This is a genomic window from Streptomyces sp. CNZ301 (assembly GCF_004217425.1).
The window spans coordinates 743,362-760,893 of sequence record NZ_SHLG01000002.1; the positions used below are offsets into that span (position 1 = coordinate 743,362).

Genomic DNA, 17,532 nt, shown 5'->3' on the forward strand with positions numbered 1-17,532 from the left:
CGAACCCGCCACCGCACTCAAGGGAGTTGAGACGCCCGAGCGCTCGTCTTGTCCTTCGTCAAGGGGGCCACAGGCGGGAGGCGTCCCCCCTCACACCGCTTTCTGTTCCGTTCCTCTTCGGAAACCCCGTCCTTTCGGCGACGATATGAGCAGGGTCGCGACGTCCGTCGCCCCCGATCCCGCCGACCGTCCCCGTTCCGCTGATGCCGCTGGAGCCGAAGAGATGGCAGAAAGCGTGCCCGTGCGCTGCCCCGAGTGCCGCCGCGAGCACACCTACACGCCCCCGGTCTACCCGTGCGACTGCGGGGCGCCCGTAACGCTGCCCCTGCTGCGCGACAGCGCTCCCGCGCAGATCCGGCACCGCACATGGGCGGGGTCGTGGGTTGAGGTGCGCTGCCCGTCGTGCGGGACGGCGAGGGAGTGGCCGCAGCCCGAACTCGGCTGCCGGTGCGGCACGTTGCTGCGGATGCCCGTCGTGCCGCCGCAGCCCTCGCCTCCTTCCGCCGAGCCGCCCCGCACCGCCGCGGACCGGGCCCCCGGCACCGCCGCGGAGGCCGGCCGCCCGGCCGGTACCGACGGAGTCCCCGTCGCCGGCGACGCCGAGGGCACGGCGGCACCGTCCGCGCCCGCCGGCACACCCACGGGGAGCGCGGGCCACTTCACCGCTCCCGCACCGCTCAAGGCGCACGACGCGCAGAAGGAGCCGCGGCACGCGGCGCGCCCCGCCTTCCGTCCCGTCACGATCCGCACCGCCCAGGACGCCCGCACGGCCGCGGCCGAGTATCTGCGCTGGCTGGGATTCCCGGAGGTGCGTGTGACGGAGAGGCGCCCGGCCTCCGGCGTCGACGTGCGCGGCGCCGGCATCATCGCTCACGTCGACCCGACGACCGCCCCGACGACGCTGCGGGAGGTCGAGACGCTCTGGCTGAACGGCCTCAACGAAGAGGTGGGAACGGCCTGTTTCTCCCTGGCGGGGTATTCGCGTGAGGCCCGCACCCGCGCGGACTCGCTGTCCGTGCCGCTGTTCGTCCTCGATCTGACGGGCATGCCGCAGGCCGTGAACGACCCGGCCGACGACCTGGTCCGCTCCGTGCACTGACACAGGGCGGGTCTGCGTACCACCCCGGGCCGCTCCGCGTACCGGCACAGAGGCCCGCCCGCCGGGCACGGGCGGACCCGGTGCCTCAGCGCTCCTCCCGGAACTCCTCCCCCGCCTCCTGCGCCGCGTGCGCGCGCAGCTCGACGCGGCGGATCTTGCCGGAGATCGTCTTCGGCAGCTCGGCGAACTCGATGACGCGGACCCGCTTGTACGGCGCGAGCGTCTCCCGCGAGTGCGCGAAGATCACCTTCGCCGTCTCCGCTCCCGGCTGCCAGCCCTCCGCGAGCACCACGTACGCCTTCGGCACGGCCAGCCTCAGCTCGTCCGGCGAGGGCACCACCGCGGCCTCGGCGACGGCCTCGTGCTCCAGCAGCGCGCTCTCCAGCTCGAACGGCGAGATCTTGTAGTCGCTCGCCTTGAAGACGTCGTCGGAACGCCCGATGTAGGTGATGTAGCCGTCCTCGTCGCGCGAACCGATGTCGCCGGTGCGGTAGTAGCCGCCGGCCATGGCCTCCCCGGTGCGTTCGGCGTCGCCGTGGTAACCCGTCATCAGCCCGACGGGACGGGCGGACAGGTCGAGGCAGATCTCGCCCTCGTCGGCGCCCGCCTCTCCCGTCACCGGGTCGAGCAGCGTCACCTCGAACCCGGGCATGGCCCTTCCCATGGAGCCCGGCTTGAGCTGCTGGCCCGGCGAATTGGCGACCTGCACGGCCGTCTCGGTCTGGCCGAAGCCGTCGCGGATCGGCCTGTCCCAGGCGCGCCGCACATGCTCGATGACCTCGGGGTTGAGCGGCTCGCCCGCGGCGACGACCTCGCGCGGCACGGCCGTCAGCTTGCTCAGGTCGGCCTGGATGAGCATGCGCCACACCGTGGGCGGCGCGCAGAAGCTGGTGACGCCGGCCTTCTCGATCTCGGCGAGGAGCCGGTCCGCGTCGAAGCGCGTGTAGTTGTAGATGAAGATCGTCGCCTCGGCGTTCCAGGGCGCGAAGACGTTCGACCACGCGTGCTTGGCCCACCCGGGCGAGGAGATGTTGAGGTGCACGTCCCCCGGCTGCAGCCCGATCCAGTACATCGTCGCCAAGTGGCCGACGGGATAGGAGACATGGGTGTGCTCGACGAGCTTGGGCCGGGCCGTCGTGCCGGAGGTGAAGTAGAGCAGCAGCGTGTCCTGGGCACGGGTGGGACCGTCCGGTTCGAAGCTCTCGGAGGCGCCGTAGGCGTCCTCGTAGGCGAGCCAGCCCTCCCCCGGGTTCCCGCCGCCGCCCACGGCGATGCGGGTGTAGCCGCCCTCCACGGTCTCGAACTTGGCCGTGTCCTCGGCCCGTACGACGACGTGGCGGGCCTCGCCGCGGTCGATGCGGTCGGCGAGGTCGGCGGGGCCCAGCAGCGGCGTGGCCGGGATGACGACCGCGCGCAGCTTCATGCAGGCCAGCAGCGTCTCCCACAGCTCGACCTGGTTGCCGAGCATCACGATGACGCGGTCGCCGGGCCCGACGCCCTGAGCGCGGAGCCAATTGGCGGCCTGCGCCGACCGTGCGCGCATCCGGGCGAAGGAGTAGCGGGCGGCACTGCCGTCCTCCTCGACGATGTGCAGCGCGGTGCGGTCGTTGTCCTCGGCGACCGAATCGAACCAGTCCAGCGCCCAGTTGAAGTACTCGGGCCGGGGCCAGGAGAAGGCCGCGCGCGCCGCGTCGTAGTCGGTCCGGTGCCGCAGCAGGGTGTCCCGGGCGGCGCGGAAGGCGTCGGTCGGGCTGGTGGGCTCGGTCGCCGTCATCGTCAACTCCTCGGATGCCGCTCATTGTGCTGCCGGTGCGCCGCGGGGCCGCCGGTTCCCTCCGGGCAGGGCCCTTTGAGGGCTGCGCCGAGTCCGCCGCTGGTCACACTGCGGATCATCCTGGGTCACCGAACGCGCGGGCACCACCCCCGAGCGGCAGTTCGTCCGTGCGCCGTGGATGCTGGAGGGATGTCCCCCGCCCCCGAGGACGCGGCGAGCGCGAGCACTCCCCGGCGCATGCTGGTGCTGGCGATCTGCTGCATGAGCCTGCTGATCGTCAGCCTCGACAACACCGCGCTGAACGTCGCGCTGCCGTCCCTCCAGCGGGATCTGAACGCCTCCGTCTCCGGCCTGCAGTGGACGCTCGACGCCTACACCCTCGTCATCGCCTCCCTGCTGATGCTCGCCGGCTCGACGGCGGACAGGGTGGGGCGGCGCCGCGTCTTCCAGACGGGGCTCGTGCTCTTCACTGTCGGCTCGCTGCTGTGCGCCCTCGCGCCCGGCCTCGGCTGGCTCGTCGCGTTCCGGGCGCTCCAGGCGGTCGGCGGTTCGATGCTCAACCCGGTCGCGATGTCGATCATCACCAACACCTTCGTCGAACCGCGGGAGCGGGCACGGGCGATCGGCGTGTGGGGCGGCGTCGTCGGCATCTCCATGGCGGCCGGGCCGCTGCTGGGCGGTGTCCTCGTCACGGCGGTGAGCTGGCGTGCCATCTTCTGGCTGAACCTCCCCATCGGTCTCGCGGCGCTGCTGCTGACGGCCCTGTTCGTACCGGAGTCCCGGGCGCCGCACCCGCGCAGGCTGGACCCGGGAGGTCAGCTTCTGGTGATGGCGGCGCTCGGCACGCTCACCTTCGGCATCATCGAAGGCCGCAACGCCGGCTGGACCTCCCCGCTGATCCTCGGCTGCTTCCTCGTCAGCGCGTGCGCCGCGGCGGCCCTGCCGCTGTACGAGCGGCACCGCGCCGAACCGCTCGTCGAATTCCGCTTCTTCCGCAGCGTCCCCTTCTCCGGCGCCACGCTCACCGCGGTCACGTCGTTCGCCGCGCTGACGGGATTCCTCTTCCTCAGCACCCTGCATCTGCAGAACGACCGCGGCCTCTCGCCGTTCGAGGCCGGTCTGCATCTGCTGCCGATGGCCCTGATGACGGCCGTCTTCGCGCCTCTTTCCGGGCACCTGGTCGCCGTACGCGGCGCACGGCTGCCGCTGCTGTTCGCCGGTGTGTTCATGACGGCGAGCGGCCTGCTGTTCGCGCTGTTCGACGCGGAGCGGACCGACGCGCTGCTGTTCACCGCGTACGTCGTCTTCGGCATCGGCTTCGGCCTGGTCAACGCACCCATCACCAACGCCGCGGTCTCCGGGATGCCGCTCGCGCGCGCCGGAGTGGCAGCGAGCATCGCCTCCACGAGCCGTCAGATCGGCTCGGCGCTGGGCGTCGCCGTCATCGGCGCGGCGCTCGCGGCCGGTTCGGATGTGACGGGGTGGTGGATCTTCACCGGATGCGGCGCGGTCGTACTGCTGCTGGCCTTCCTCACCACCGGACCCCGGGCACGGGCCAGCGCGGAACGCGTCGCCTCCTGCCTGCCGCCGGAACCGGTGGACACCTCGAAGACGTCCCCCGGCTGACGGGCGTGGGCGGCCGGCCTCCGTCCCAGACCCCCGGTGCCGGAATTCGTCCTGACAGGACCTCCGCGGGGAAAAGCGCCCGCCTCACCGCACACGTGGGTGGAGAACTTTGACGGTTGCGCCACAGGACCGGCAGGTCTCGTAGGGAGTTGCGCGGACGAAGAAAAGATCGGAAGGACGTACGCCCCCCTGTGTGTGCGATGGTGCACCATCAAGAACGTGTTGACGGGGGACCGGAACCATCGCACCAAGCGGGACGGAAGCCGCGGCACGGTGACGGAGCATCAGCTCCGGAGCACCGCGCGGCCCGTCCGTCCCCGCCATGAGCGTGTACGGCGCGAACAGAGGCCGCGGCGGACGCGCCGCCGCCCCATGGCCTGGTTCGTCGTCCTGGCACTGGCCCTGCTGAGCGTGCCGCTCACCTTCCGCGGCATGAACGACGACGGGCCCACGCCCATCGCCCAACTCCTCGCCTTCCTCCCCTGGTTCCTCGTACCGGGATGGCTGGCGCTGCTGTACACGGTGCTGGCACGCCGGGTGCTGCTCGCGGCCTGGGCGCTCGCCGTGCTCGCCGCCACCGTCGGATACACCCTGCCCCAGGGGCCGGAGGCGCCGGCCGAGGCATCCGAACGCACCGGGAAGGCACGCTTCCGCGTCCTGACCGCCAATGTGCGCTACGGCACGGCGACGCGCGCGCTGGTGCAGACGCTGCGCCGCGAGCGCCCGCACCTCGTCGCCGTCCAGGAGTGCGACACCCGGTGCGTCGAAGCGCTGCGAAGCGCGCGGATGTACGAGACCTACCCCTACCGGCACATCATCGAGAGCGGCGGCGCGAACGGCTCGGCGCTGCTGAGCTCGTTCCCGCTGCGGAACAAGTCCTCCCTGCCGGGGCGGATGGCCATGCCGAACGCCGTCGCAGACATCTCCGGCACGAGCGTGAAGGTCCAGGTCGCCCATCCCATGCCGCCGGCCCCGGAATCGCTGGGCACTTGGCGCAAGGAGCTCAAGACGCTGCGCTCGTACGGCGCTTCACGAGGCGGGACACCGATGATCGTCGCGGGCGACTTCAACGCCTCCCAGGACCACGCCGCCTTCCGCTCCCTGCTGAAGACCGGGCTGAACGACGCCGCCCGCCTCACCGGCCAGTCCCGCACACCGACCTGGCCGAACAACACGCCGCTGCGTCCCATGGGCGCGCAGATCGACCACGTCCTGGTCAGCGACCCGCTGACAGCGATCGACGCCCGGTTCCTCGAACTCGGCGGCTCGGACCACCTGGCCGTACTGGCGGACCTCAAGCTGCTCTGAGCGCCGCGCGCCGGGCGCAGTCACCGAGCACGGCCGGCCGACGGGGCGGGGCCGGCCCCCGCACAGACAGGCTGACATCGTCGAGACCGCGCACCCGCATCCGCTCCTCCAGTTAATCAAGTTTGACTAATCGCCTCGCGGGAGGGAGACTCCGAAACCGAGTAGTCAAATTGGACCAATATCGAGGAGGCTTCGTGCCGGACACCACTTCCCGCACAGCGACGGATCAGGACCACCAGGACCTGGAGGCATGGTTCGCGCGCTACGACGCCCACGCCGCGAAGGCCGACGTCGAGGCCATGGCGTCGATGGCGCTGTTCCCGCTGAACCTGGTCACGGACGGCGCAGATCCCGGGTCCGGCGTGGCCAGGCAGTGGAGCCGCGAGGAATTCGTGCGCACGATGTCCGCGGTCATGGGTGACGGCGGCGAGGAGGTCCACTTCGACTCCCGGCGCTCACCGCACTTCCTCTCCCGGAGCCTCGCCGTGGTGTTCACCGAGTCGGTGATGACGGTAGGTTCGCAGAGCCAGTCGATGAACTACGCGGACATCCTCGTCAAACGGGACGGCGAGTGGTACTTCCAGACCATGATCCAGGGCGGCTGGGCGGCAGTGCTCACCGGTGGGGAGGCCTGAGTCGTCCCTTCTCCTCCCGCGGGGGCTCCAGCCCTCGGACCGGGAATCGACGCGCGTGACGGCTCGGAAAGCCGCGCACGGCGGCCTATGCCACCTCCCCGAACCCCGGTCCGGTGCGGGCGGCCGTTTCCGTACGGGCGCCCGTCCCCGGCTCGCGGTGGATCGGGGTGTGCGCGCCGGTGAGCGGAACGCCGGTCCCGCCGTGCCGTACCGCGACGATCTCGGCGGCGATGGACAGTGCCGTCTCCTCGGGGGTGCGGGCACCGAGGTCGAGGCCGATGGGCGAATGGAGCCGGGCGAGTTCGGCATCGCTCACACCCGCCTCGCGCAGCTGCTCCAGCCGCGCGAGGTGGGTGCGGCGCGAACCCATGGCACCCACGTACGCGATGGGCAGCCGCAACGCCCGCTCCAGCAGCGGCACATCGAACTTGGCGTCGTGGGTGAGGACGCACACGACCGTGCGGGCGTCCAGTTCCTGGGAGTCGAGGTAGCGGTGCGGCCACTCCACGACGACCTCGTCGGCGTCGGGGAAGCGGGCCCCGGTGGCGAATACGGGACGGGCGTCGCACACGGTGACCCGGTAGCCGAGGAAGGCGCCCGTGCGGGCCAGAGCGCTCGCGAAGTCGATGGCGCCGAAGACGAGCATCCGCGGCGGCGGCGCGCTCGACTCGACCAGCAGCGTCACCGCCGGCCCGCACAGCGGGTCGCCGTCGCCCGCGGCGCCGCGTCCGCCGGCACCGGGCGGGCCTCCCTCCGTACCGGTCTCGACGGTGGCGGTGCGGCCCGCGTCCAGCAGAGCGCGGGTCTGGGCGGCGGCGCCCTCGTCGAGCGATGCGGAGCCGCCGAGGGTGCCGGAGGACGGGCCGTCGGCAGGCACGAACATGGCACCGCCGAGCAGTTCCTCCGGTCCCTCGACGACGCGGGTGAGGGCGACGGCACGGCCGTCCGCGGCAGCGGCGGCCGCGCCCGCGTACATCGCGTAGGCGTCCGTGCCCGTACGGACGGGCGTGACGAGGATGTCGATGACGCCGCCGCAGGTCAGCCCGACGGCGAAGGCGTCCTCGTCGCTGTAGCCGAACTGCTGGACCACGCTGCGCCCGGATTCCATCGCCTCCTGGCACAGCTCGTAGACGGCGCCCTCGACGCATCCCCCGGAGACGCTGCCCACCGCCTCGCCGGCGGCGTCCACGGCGAGCGCGGCTCCCGGCTGGCGGGGTGCGCTGCCGCTGACGGCGACGACGGTCGCGACGGCGAAGTCGCGCTCCTCCTCGCACCAACGGTGCAGTTCGGCGGCGATGTCCAGCATCAATGGGCTCCTCACTCGCACTCACTCGCATGCACTGGGGTGCGGCCTGCGAGCTTACGCCCGGCGGCCTGGGCGGCCCGGCCTTCCCTCTTTCGTTCATGCCTCACGGCGCCGCGCCGCTCACCCCACGTTCACCTCACGCCGAGCCACCCCTCGAGCGGGCTGAGCGTGAAGTAGACCAGGAAGACGGCGGCCAGCCCCCACATCAACGCACCGACGTCGCGCCACCTTCCCTGGGCCGTCTTGATCACGACGTAGGAGATGCTGCCGGCGGCGATGCCCGCGGTGATGGAGTACGTGAACGGCATCAGCACCGTCGTGAGGAAGACGGGGACGGTGGTGGCGAGGTCGTTCCAGTCGATGTGCCGGGCGTTGGTCATCATCATCGCGCCGATGACGACGAGCGCAGCGGCGGCGACCTGCGTCGGGATGATCCGGGCCAGCGGTGTGAAGAACAGGCAGAGGGTGAAGCCGAGTCCGGTGACGACGCTGGCCAGACCCGTGCGGGCGCCGTCGCCGACGCCTGCGGTGGATTCCACGAAGACGGTCTGCCCGGACGCACCCGTGAGGCCGCCGGCGACGCCCCCCGCACCGTCGATGGCAAGGGCCTTGTTCAGGCCCGGCATCCGGCCCTCGTCGTCTGCGAGACCAGCTTGCTGGCCGATGCCGATGATGGTGCCGATCGCGTCGAAGAAGCCCGCGAGGACGAGGGTGAAGACGATGACGCCCACCGTCACGGCGCCGACGTCGGTGATGCCGTCGAAGGAGACCTTGCCGAACAGGCCGAAGTCCGGGGTACTCACGATGCTTCCGGTGATCTCCGGCGCGTTCCGCCCGCCCCAGTCCTTCTTGTCGAGCCCGGCGAAGTGGTGCACCAGGCCCGCCACGACCGTGCCGCCGACGATGCCGGTGAGGATCGCTCCGGGTACGCGCCGCACCTGGAGCACGAAGACGAGCAGCACGGTGACGGCGAAGCACAGCACGGGCCAGCCGGTGAGCATGTCGTGGGTGCCCAGTTGGAGCGGTTTGGCGCCGGCGACTCCGCCGGGGCCGGGCATGCCCGTCACGAAGCCCGCCTGGACGAGGCCGATGAGGGTGACGAACAGTCCGATGCCCATCGTGATGGCGTGCTTCATCGCGAGCGGAATGGCGTCCATGATCAGCCGCCGCAGTCCGGTGACGACGAGCAGGATGATCACCGCGCCGTAGATGACGCACATGCCGAAGGCGTTGGGCCAGGTCATCTCCGGCGCGACCTGGTAGGCGAGGACCGCGGAGACGCTGAGTCCCGCGGCGAGGGCCAGTGGCACGTTGCCGAGCACGCCCATCACCAGGGTGGTGGCCGCGGCGGCGAACGCGGTGGCCGTGGTCACCTGCCCCGCGTCGAGCGTGGCCTTCCCCGCGTCGGGCACGGAGAGGATGACCGGGTTGAGCAGGACGATGTAGGCCATCGCCATGAACGTCGTCGCGCCGCCGCGCACTTCGCGGGCGAGCGTGGAGTGGCGCTCGGATATCCGGAAGTACCGGTCGATCCGGGAGCGTCCCTTTGCCGGCTGTGGTTGCGGAGCGGCGGAGCCCGCGTCTCCCGCGGGGCCGTGGGTTGCGGTCTTGGACTGGGTCATGGTGTGCGTTCTCCCAAGTTTCGCTGGGGCACCCCGAAGCGCCGTGGCACTGCGAAGTGCCATGACGCTGCGGGGATTTGGGATGCACGACCCGGGGGACGGCCCGAGACGGTACGGAAGGTGCCTGCGGCCGGTGCGGGGATCCCGCACCGGCCCGGCGCTAGATCGCTTGCGTGTCTGTCAGATGCTCGGGACGCACCGGGACCCTGTTCAGGGCGAGACCGGTCGCGTCACGGATGGCGGCGACGACTGCCGGGGTGGAGGAGAGCGTCGGCGCCTCGCCGACACCGCGCAGCCCGTACGGGGCGTGCTGGTCGGCGAGTTCGAGGACATCCACGGGGATGGTGGGGGTGTCCAGAATCGTGGGGATCAGATAGTCGGTGAAGGAGGGGTTGCGCACCTTCCCGCCGGGGTCGACGAGGATCTCCTCCATGACGGCCAGGCCCAGGCCCTGCGTTGTGCCTCCCTGGATCTGGCCGACGGTCGAGAGCGGATTGATGGCCTTGCCGACGTCCTGCGCGCAGGCGAGTTCGACGACCTTGACCAGGCCCAGTTCGGTGTCGACCTCGACGACGGCGCGGTGCGCGGCGAAGGAGTACTGGACGTGGCCGAAGCCCTGCCCCGTCCTCAGGTCGAACGGCTCGGTGGGCCGGTGCCTGAACTCCAGTTCCTCCTCGACGACTTCGTCCCCGAGGACGTCGGCGAGCGCCGCGAGGACCTCGCCCGCTTCGGTGACGATCTTGCCGCCCTCGAGCAGGAGTTCACCGCCGGCCGCCCACGCGGGGTGCCCGTCGGCGAACTTCTCCCTGCCGAGCCGGAGAACCCGCTCACGAACGGCCTCGCACGCCTGCTTCACGGCGCCGCCCGTCATATAGGTCTGACGCGACGCGGACGTCGAACCGGCGGAGCCGACCTGTGTGTCGGCGGGCAGGATGCTCACGCCCGAGACGCCCAGTTCGGTGCGGGCGATCTGCGCGTGCACGGTGACGCCGCCCTGACCGACCTCGGCCATCGCGGTGTGCACGACGGCGACGGGCTCCCCGCCCACGACTTCGAGGCGGACGCGGGCCGTCGAGTAGTCGTCGAAACCTTCCGAGAAGCCCACGTTCTTGATGCCGACGGCGTAGCCGACGCCGCGCACCACACCCTCACCGTGCGTCGTGTTGGACAGGCCGCCCGGAAGCGCCCGGACGTCCACACCTGTGCCGCCTCCCGCCGCTCCGGAAGTCTCCCACTGGCGCTCCGGCGGCATCGGCATCGCCTTGACGCGGCGGAGGATCTCCGCGACCGGGGCTGGGGCATCGACCTGCTGTCCCGTCGGCAGCAGCGAACCCTGCGACATCGCGTTCCGCTGTCTCAACTCGACCGGGTCCATGCCGAGTTCGGCGGCGAGGCGGTCCATCTGCGCCTCGTAGGCGAAGCAGGCCTGCACGGCGCCGAAGCCGCGCATGGCGCCGCACGGCGGGTTGTTGGTGTAGAGAGCGAGCGCCTCGACGTCGACGTTGTCCACCTCGTACGGCCCGACGCCCAGCGACGCGGCGTTGCCGACGACGGCGGGCGAGGACGAGGCGTACGCGCCGCCGTCCAGCACGATGCGGCACTTCACGTAGAGGAGCCTGCCGTCGCTGTCGGCGCCGTGCTCGTAGGTGAGTTTGGCGGGGTGGCGGTGGACGTGTCCGAAGAACGACTCGTAGCGGTTGTAGACGATCTTGACGGGCCTGCCGGTGGCCATCGCCAGCAGGCACGCGTGCGCCTGCATCGACAGGTCCTCGCGCGCGCCGAACGCGCCGCCGACCCCGGAGAGCGTCAACCGCACCTTGTCGTGCGGGAGTCCGAGTACGGGCGCGAGCTGGTCGCGGTCCACGTGCAGCCACTGCGTCGCGATGTACAGGTCGACGCCGCCGTCCTCCGCGGGCACGGCGAGACCCGACTCGGGGCCGAGGAACGCCTGGTCCTGCATGCCGACTTCGTAGTCGCCGCGTACGACGACGTCCGCCTTCGCCTTCGCGGCCGCCACGTCGCCGCGCACGATCGGCTGCCGGTGGACGATGTTGGGGTGCTTCACGTGCGGCGCGTGGTGGTCGTCGCGTCCGGGATGCAGCACCGGGGCACCGGCGGCGGTGGCGCTCTCCTCGTCGTGCACGGGCGGCAGTTCGGCGTAGTCGACGCGGATCTTCGCCGCGGCGCGGCGGGCGGTCTCCGGATGGTCGGCGGCGACGATGGCGACGGCCTCGCCGTGGTAGCGCACGCGGTCCTTCGCCAGCACCGGCTGGTCCTTGACCTCCAGGCCGAAGTGCGTCTTGGCGGGCAGGTCGTCGTGCGTCATCACGCTGTGGACGCCGGGAAGCTTCAGCGCCTCGGAGACGTCGACGGAGCGGATCTCGGCGTGCGAGTACGGGCTGCGCAGTGTGCAGCCCCACAGCATGTCCTCGTGCCACAGGTCGGAGGAGTAGGCGAACTCGCCGGTGACCTTCAGCGTCCCGTCGGGCCGCAGCGTGGACTCGCCGATGCCGCCCCTGGTGGCGCTGCCCTGGGTGAGGGCGGTGGGGATGCGGGTGGGGTTCGCGCCGGCCATCGTCAGACCACCTCTCCCTGTGCGGGGCCCGCTCCGGGGCCCTGGGCGGCTCCTTCCGCGTGGTCAGTGCGCGCGGCCGCCAGTCGCACGGCGTCGAGGATCTTCTCGTAGCCGGTGCAGCGGCACAGGTTCCCCGACAGGGCCTCGCGGATGTCCGCGTCGGAGGGCCGCGCGTTGTGCTCGATCAGTTCGTCGGCGGCGACGAGCAGTCCGGGCGTGCAGAAGCCGCACTGGACGGCGCCCGCGTCGATGAACGCCTGCTGCACGGGCGAGAGGCGCACGCCGGCCTCCGACGGGGGCATGGCCTGCCAGCGCTGCTCGTCGGCGGCGGACGTGGATGCGGATGCCGACGTGGATGCGGAATCGGATGCGGAATCGGATGCGGAGTCGGCCCTGCCCTGCGTGGACGGGGCCTCGGTGCGCTGCCGCGCGTAGTCGGCGAGCCCTTCGACGGTCACGACGTCCCTGCCCTCGACCTGCCCCGCGGCCACCAGGCAGGCACACACGGACTCGCCGTCGAGCCGCACCGTGCAGGAACCGCATTCGCCCTGTTCGCAGGCGTTCTTGGAGCCGGGCAGGCCCATGCGTTCGCGCAGGACGTACAGCAGCGACTCGCCCTCCCACACGTCGTCGGCCTCGTGCCGCCGGCCGTTGACCGTGAATGTCACGCGCATCGGGCGCCTCCTTCGTCGGTTCCGGCGCCGCCCGCGCCGCTTCCCCGGTAGCTGTCCCAGACCCAGCCGAGCGTCCGGCGGGCCATCACGCCGACGGCGTGCCGGCGGTACGCGGCGCTGCCGCGCACGTCGTCGATGGGGTTGCACGCCCCGGAGCACAGCTCGGCGAACCGCCGCGTCACCGACGGCGGAAGAGCCTTGCCGCTCTCCCACAGCCCTTCCTCCGCCATCGCGGCGTTCAGGAAGTCCTCGGCCGCCGACGCCCGGAACGGGGTGGGCGCAGCGGAGCCGACCGCGGCCCGCACCGAGCGACGTTCGGGGTGCAGTGCGACGGAGAAGCCGCACACGGCGATGACCATGGCGTTGCGGGTCCCGATCTTTGAGAACTGCTGCGGTCCGCTCGCCTTCTTGATGTGCACCCGCTTGATCAGTTCGTCGTCGGCGAGCACGTTGCGCTTGACGCCGGTGAAGAACTCCTCGACGGGGATGCGCCGCGAACCGCGCACGGACTCGGCCTCGATCTCCGCTCCCGCCGTGAGCAGCGGGGGATGCGAGTCGCCCGCGGGGGACGCGGCGCCGAGGTTGCCGCCGACGCTGCCCCGGTTGCGGATCTGCGGGGAGCCGACCGTGTGCGCGGCCAGCGCCAGCCCCGGCAGCTCACGCCGGAGGTTCTCGATGATCCGCGCGTAGGGGACGCACGCGCCGAGGGCCACGTCCTCCTCCCCCGCCTCCCATTCGTGCAGCTCGGTGACGCGGTTCAGGTCCAGCAGCTGTGCGGGACGGCGCTGGTCGAAGTTGATCTCGACCATGACGTCGGTGCCGCCCGCGATGGGCACGGCGGTCGGGTGCTCGGCCTTCGCGGCGAGCGCCTCCTCCCACCGGGCGGGACGCAGGAAGTCCATGGGCTCTTCTCTATTCGCTGTTCGCTTCGGGTCGCTGACGTACGCGGGAGTTTCCGACGGGCTCGGCTCGCCGGCGTACGTGCCGTGCGGGCGATTCCGGTTCAGTACACCGATGCCTGCCCCGCTGCGGGCAGTCACGGAAACCATGAAGCTCCCGCCCGGTCGCGTCCGCCGTCTTGTAGATTCGTACGAACACCGTGGAGCACGCTGCTCGCGGCATCGCACGGACCGGACCGGCACCCAGCTCCCGCACCGCCCCGCACCGAATCTCTTTCGCTCCCGGGGCCGCGGCCGGAACGGACCGGTACCAGTGCGGAGCCAAGAACGACATCCACAGAACGGGGCGAACAACCATGCGCCTGCGCGCACTTCTGGACACTGGCTCTCTCGGCCTGCGCCTCCTCAACGGGGAGGATCAGCTGGACCGAACGGTGGGCGGCGTCATGACCACCGACCTGCGCGATCCCGGCCGCTACCTGTCGGGGGACGAGCTGGTCCTGACCGGCCTCGCCTGGTACCGGGCACCGCAGGACGCCGCGCCGTTCGTCCGCATCCTCGTCGCGGCCGGCGTCGCCGGGCTCGCGGCGGGTGAGGCCGAAATGGGCCACGTCCCGAAGGCGCTGGTGACAGCCTGCGCCGAGCAGGGGCTGCCCCTGTTCGCGGTGACGGAGGACGTGGCCTTCGCGACCGTCACCGAACACGTACTGCGGCAGGTCTCCACGGAACGGGCCGGTGACCTGGCCGCCGTGGTGGACCGCCACCGCCGGATGATGTCGTCCGGCCCGGCGGGAGGCGGCCCCGACGCCGTACTCGACCTGCTCGGCTCGGACCTGGACCTTCGAGCGTGGGTGCTGTCCGTGACGGGCCGTACGGTGGCGGGCCCGGGCGGAAGCGGCGCCGAGGGCGGCGGAACCGGAGGCGGCCCGCGCCGCCGCCCCCTGCCGGCGCAGGTCCGCTCCCGGCTGGCGGCCGCGCACCTGACCGCCGCGCGGGGGAGGCGGCCCGGCCTCCGCCCGCACCGTGTCAGCGCGGCCGGCACGACGTACTCGCTCTTCCCCGTCCAGGGCACCGGCCCGCCGCCACGTCCCGCCGGCGAGCCCGCTCCCCACGAACCCCTTGGCCTGGCCGACTGGTTCCTCGCCGTGGACGACGACGCGGCCGACTGGCCCGCCGAACGGCTCGACCTCCTGCACGGCGTGACGCAGCTGATCGCCGTCGAACGTGAACGCCGCGACGCGGCCCGTACGGTCCGCCGCCGCCTGGCCACCGAAGTGCTGGAGCTCCTGCACGCCGGAGCACCGCCCGCCGAGATCGCCGCACGCCTGCGCGTCGCCGCCCCGGTGCTGCTGCCCGGCCTGGGCAGTGCCCCGCACTGGCAGGTCGTCGTGGCGCGTCTGGAGGGCCCGCGCCACGGGGACAGCCGTACATGCCGCTCGCTCCTGGAGGAGATCCTTCTCGACCCACGTGCCACCGGTGCGGAGACGGCCGACCGCACCGCCGTCGCCCACACCGGCGGCGAGGCCGTCGCCCTGGTGCCGCTGCCCGCGCTCGCGCCCGCCCGCGACACGGCCGACGACGGTGAGGCCCCGCAGCCACGTACGCCGCAGAGCCCGGAACCGCCGCACTCCGCCGGGCAGGGCCTCGACGCCGAAACCCTGCTCGCCGCGGTCCGCGAACCCCTGGAACAGGGGCTGGCCGACGGCGAACGGCTCACCTTCGGCGTCAGCGCGACCGTGCACTCCGCCGACGGGCTGCACGGCGCGCTCGAAGAGGCCCGGCACGCACGGCGCGTCGCCGCCGCGCGCGAGGGACGGGTGTGCGCGGCCGGACACCAGGAGCTGGCGTCGCACGTGCTCCTCCTCCCCTTCGTCCCCGACGACGTGCGCCGCGCCTTCACGGCACGTCTCCTGGCACCGCTGCGTGACTACGACTCCCGCCACCGCGCCGAACTGCTCCCCACCCTCGCCGCGTTCCTCGACGCCGACGGCTCCTGGACGCGCTGCGCCGACGGGCTCCACCTGCACGTCAACACCCTCCGCTACCGCATGGGCCGAATAGAACAGCTCACCGGCCGCGACCTGTCCCGCCTGGAGGACCGGCTCGACTTCTTCCTTGCGCTGCGGCTGAGTTGAGGCTCGGGGAGGACGCGACGGCTTTACGCGGACGAGGCGAGCCGTCCATAACCTCCGAACCGTGCGTATCGTTGTACCGCGCGGCTGCGCGACCGGGCGCGGCGGGACGGAGCGTCACCGTGACCGTCATGACCGACAGGATCGAGATGACAGAGCCCGACGAGCTCACCTTGGACGAGCTGTTCGCGACGGTCCGTCAGTGGTCGGCGTCGCTGCCGATGTAGAGCCCGGCGACGGCGCGCCCTGCCTTCTCGGACCGCGTCATGCGCCGCAGCCGGGCCGCGGCCGTCCCGGCCTTGAACGGGTCGCCGGAGGACGGGCCGTGCACGATCTCCGAGACCCACCGGTTGAAGTCCTGGTACTGCCACACACGCCTAAGGCAGGCGTCGGAGTAGCCCTCGAGGCCGCTCTCGTCGCCCTCCCGGTAGAAGGCACGGAAGGCGTCGGCCAGCAGCAGCGCGTCGTTCAGCGCGAGATTCATGCCCTTCGCCGCCACGGGCGCCACGAGGTGCGCGGCGTCACCGGCGAGATGCAGCCGGCCGTAAGTCATGGGTTCCACGACGTAGTTGTGCATGTCGAGCACGCGGCGCTCGATCACCTCGCCCTCGTTGAGCGGAGGGGCCTCTCGTGCGCCGAGCCGCGTGCGCAGTTCGCTCCAGACGCGCTCGTGCGGCCAGTTGTCCGGGGAGTCCCCCGGCGGGCACTCCAGGTAGTAGCGGGTGACCTGCGGTCCGCGGGCCATGTGCGCCGCGAACCCCTTCGGGTGGAGCCCGAAGACGACCCTCTCCGCGGACGGCGGCGCCTCGGCCAGCAGCGCCAGCCAGCCCACCCCCAGATCGTGCCGGAAGATCTCGACGCCGCCCTCCGGTATCGCAGCCCGCGAGGAGCCTCGGGCGCCGTCGCAGCCGGCGACGAAGTCGCAGGAGACGATGTGCTGTTGCCCGGTCTCCGCATCGGTGTACGAGACGGAGGGACGGTCGGTGCGGATGCCGTGCACCGCGACGTCACCGGCACCGAACCGCACGTCGCCGCCGGCTTCGTCGGCGAAGGCACGCACCAGGTCGGTCACGAGGAACTGCTGCGGGTAGACGATGTGGCGGTTCCCCGAGAGCTCCCCGTAGCGGAAGACATGGCGCGTCCCGTCCATCCTGAACTCGCAGTCGCCCTGCGCCTCTGCCCCGAGCAGACCGGGCCCGGCCAGGCCTCGCCGCTCCAAGGCCCGTACGGCCCACTCCTCCAGGAAGCCCGCTCGCGGCAGCGCCTCGATGCGCTCCCGGCTCTCGGCCTCCAGCAGCACGCAGGGGACGCCCTCGGTGTGGAGGAGATTCGCGAGAGTGAGCCCCGCGGGCCCGGCGCCGACGATGACGACGGAAGTCCTCTCGCCGCCCGGCGAGGAGGTGGGCGTGGAGGCACCCGCGTCCTGCTGCTCCGGAACCACGCGAACCTCCCGAACGATGCGTCAACCACCGGGCAGGCGCCCAAGATTAGAGCAGCGTGATCTTGGTGTACAGCGGCACTGGGAAGGTGCGGCAGCACCGGGGAAGCGCCCTCGCGCCGCCGCGGCGGGGCCGCGCCCCCGCCCTTACGTCAGCAGCAGCCGCCAGGCTGCGGCCGCCGCCATCACGACGGTGAGCACGGTCAGTACGAGCATCCCCACTGCCACAGCCCTTCCACTGCCACTGCCACTGCCACTGCCACCGTTACTGCCTCGGCTGCCACCCTCCGGACCGCCGTCCCCGGGCATCCGGTGTTCACCGTCCACGGGCCTCCCCTCGGTATCGGCCTTCGGTACCCCGTGCACCCGTCCAAGGGTCTCCGCGCGGGGACCGGTACGTACAGGAGACTCTGGGCCAACCGGGCGAAGCACGTGCGATACGGC

The 17,532-nt window shown here is 71.9% G+C and carries 13 protein-coding genes; 5 read left to right on the top strand and 8 right to left on the bottom strand.

Features of this window, described 5'->3' with window-relative positions:
- Nucleotides 1-223: 223 nt before the first annotated feature.
- Nucleotides 224-1,099 carry a hypothetical protein gene (locus EV375_RS27460; protein WP_130302613.1) on the top strand — a complete coding sequence of 292 codons (876 nt, stop codon included), beginning with the start codon at nucleotides 224-226 and terminating at the stop codon, nucleotides 1,097-1,099.
- Between the two features lie 85 nt (nucleotides 1,100-1,184).
- Here EV375_RS27460 and EV375_RS27465 read toward each other — a convergent pair whose 3' ends face one another.
- Nucleotides 1,185-2,873: an AMP-binding protein gene (locus EV375_RS27465; protein WP_130302614.1), complete on the bottom strand. Its 1,689-nt coding sequence runs from the start codon at nucleotides 2,871-2,873 to the stop codon at nucleotides 1,185-1,187.
- Between the two features lie 189 nt (nucleotides 2,874-3,062).
- On the opposite strand from EV375_RS27465, the gene EV375_RS27470 reads away from it, so the two are divergent.
- The 3 genes from EV375_RS27470 to EV375_RS27480 all read left to right on the top strand — a co-directional run bounded on the left by EV375_RS27470 (nucleotide 3,063) and on the right by EV375_RS27480 (nucleotide 6,442).
- Complete coding sequence (locus tag EV375_RS27470; protein ID WP_130302615.1) at nucleotides 3,063-4,499, top strand: MFS transporter; 1,437 nt, start codon at nucleotides 3,063-3,065, stop codon at nucleotides 4,497-4,499.
- 372 nt (nucleotides 4,500-4,871) lie between these two features.
- Nucleotides 4,872-5,807 carry an endonuclease/exonuclease/phosphatase family protein gene (locus EV375_RS27475; RefSeq protein WP_130302616.1) on the top strand — a complete coding sequence of 312 codons (936 nt, stop codon included), beginning with the start codon at nucleotides 4,872-4,874 and terminating at the stop codon, nucleotides 5,805-5,807.
- A 194-nt stretch (nucleotides 5,808-6,001) separates the two neighbouring features.
- The gene (locus tag EV375_RS27480) at nucleotides 6,002-6,442 is read left to right on the top strand and encodes a nuclear transport factor 2 family protein (RefSeq protein ID WP_130302617.1); all 441 of its coding nucleotides are present in this window, start codon (nucleotides 6,002-6,004) and stop codon (nucleotides 6,440-6,442) included.
- 85 nt (nucleotides 6,443-6,527) lie between these two features.
- Here EV375_RS27480 and EV375_RS27485 read toward each other — a convergent pair whose 3' ends face one another.
- The 5 genes from EV375_RS27485 to EV375_RS27505 form a co-directional block, all read right to left on the bottom strand.
- On the bottom strand, nucleotides 6,528-7,748 hold the full coding sequence (locus tag EV375_RS27485) for an XdhC/CoxI family protein (RefSeq protein ID WP_130302618.1): 1,221 nt from the start codon (nucleotides 7,746-7,748) through the stop codon (nucleotides 6,528-6,530).
- A 131-nt stretch (nucleotides 7,749-7,879) separates the two neighbouring features.
- On the bottom strand, nucleotides 7,880-9,370 hold the full coding sequence (locus EV375_RS27490) for an NCS2 family permease (protein WP_130302619.1): 1,491 nt from the start codon (nucleotides 9,368-9,370) through the stop codon (nucleotides 7,880-7,882).
- Between the two features lie 160 nt (nucleotides 9,371-9,530).
- The gene (pucD, locus tag EV375_RS27495) at nucleotides 9,531-11,945 is read right to left on the bottom strand and encodes a xanthine dehydrogenase subunit D (protein ID WP_130302620.1); all 2,415 of its coding nucleotides are present in this window, start codon (nucleotides 11,943-11,945) and stop codon (nucleotides 9,531-9,533) included.
- Nucleotides 11,946-11,947: 2 nt separating this feature from the next.
- Complete coding sequence (locus tag EV375_RS27500) at nucleotides 11,948-12,619, bottom strand: (2Fe-2S)-binding protein (RefSeq protein ID WP_130302621.1); 672 nt, start codon at nucleotides 12,617-12,619, stop codon at nucleotides 11,948-11,950.
- On the bottom strand, nucleotides 12,610-13,521 hold the full coding sequence (locus EV375_RS27505) for an FAD binding domain-containing protein (protein ID WP_130302622.1): 912 nt from the start codon (nucleotides 13,519-13,521) through the stop codon (nucleotides 12,610-12,612). The genes EV375_RS27500 and EV375_RS27505 overlap by 10 nt, the downstream gene beginning before the upstream one ends.
- 353 nt (nucleotides 13,522-13,874) lie before the next feature.
- Here EV375_RS27505 and EV375_RS27510 point away from each other — a divergent pair, with 353 nt between their 5' ends.
- Nucleotides 13,875-15,653, top strand: a complete 1,779-nt coding sequence (locus EV375_RS27510; RefSeq protein ID WP_130302623.1) for a PucR family transcriptional regulator — start codon at nucleotides 13,875-13,877, stop codon at nucleotides 15,651-15,653.
- 196 nt (nucleotides 15,654-15,849) lie between these two features.
- Here EV375_RS27510 and EV375_RS27515 read toward each other — a convergent pair whose 3' ends face one another.
- On the bottom strand, nucleotides 15,850-17,091 hold the full coding sequence (locus tag EV375_RS27515) for a 4-hydroxybenzoate 3-monooxygenase (RefSeq protein WP_130302624.1): 1,242 nt from the start codon (nucleotides 17,089-17,091) through the stop codon (nucleotides 15,850-15,852).
- Nucleotides 17,092-17,235: 144 nt separating this feature from the next.
- The gene (locus EV375_RS29290; protein ID WP_165434860.1) at nucleotides 17,236-17,415 is read right to left on the bottom strand and encodes a hypothetical protein; all 180 of its coding nucleotides are present in this window, start codon (nucleotides 17,413-17,415) and stop codon (nucleotides 17,236-17,238) included.
- Between the last annotated feature and the right edge of the window lie 117 nt (nucleotides 17,416-17,532).

What these genes read in the sequence shown, in the direction of transcription:
- EV375_RS27460 (WP_130302613.1), top strand. Translation starts at nt 224, where the DNA reads ATGGCAGAAAGCGTGCCCGTGCGCTGCCCCGAGTGCCGCCGCGAGCAC.
- EV375_RS27465 (WP_130302614.1), bottom strand. Translation starts at nt 2,873, where the DNA reads ATGACGGCGACCGAGCCCACCAGCCCGACCGACGCCTTCCGCGCCGCC.
- EV375_RS27470 (WP_130302615.1), top strand. Translation starts at nt 3,063, where the DNA reads ATGTCCCCCGCCCCCGAGGACGCGGCGAGCGCGAGCACTCCCCGGCGC.
- EV375_RS27475 (WP_130302616.1), top strand. Translation starts at nt 4,872, where the DNA reads ATGGCCTGGTTCGTCGTCCTGGCACTGGCCCTGCTGAGCGTGCCGCTC.
- EV375_RS27485 (WP_130302618.1), bottom strand. Translation starts at nt 7,748, where the DNA reads ATGCTGGACATCGCCGCCGAACTGCACCGTTGGTGCGAGGAGGAGCGC.
- EV375_RS27490 (WP_130302619.1), bottom strand. Translation starts at nt 9,370, where the DNA reads ATGACCCAGTCCAAGACCGCAACCCACGGCCCCGCGGGAGACGCGGGC.
- pucD (WP_130302620.1), bottom strand. Translation starts at nt 11,945, where the DNA reads ATGGCCGGCGCGAACCCCACCCGCATCCCCACCGCCCTCACCCAGGGC.
- EV375_RS27500 (WP_130302621.1), bottom strand. Translation starts at nt 12,619, where the DNA reads ATGCGCGTGACATTCACGGTCAACGGCCGGCGGCACGAGGCCGACGAC.
- EV375_RS27505 (WP_130302622.1), bottom strand. Translation starts at nt 13,521, where the DNA reads ATGGACTTCCTGCGTCCCGCCCGGTGGGAGGAGGCGCTCGCCGCGAAG.
- EV375_RS27510 (WP_130302623.1), top strand. Translation starts at nt 13,875, where the DNA reads ATGCGCCTGCGCGCACTTCTGGACACTGGCTCTCTCGGCCTGCGCCTC.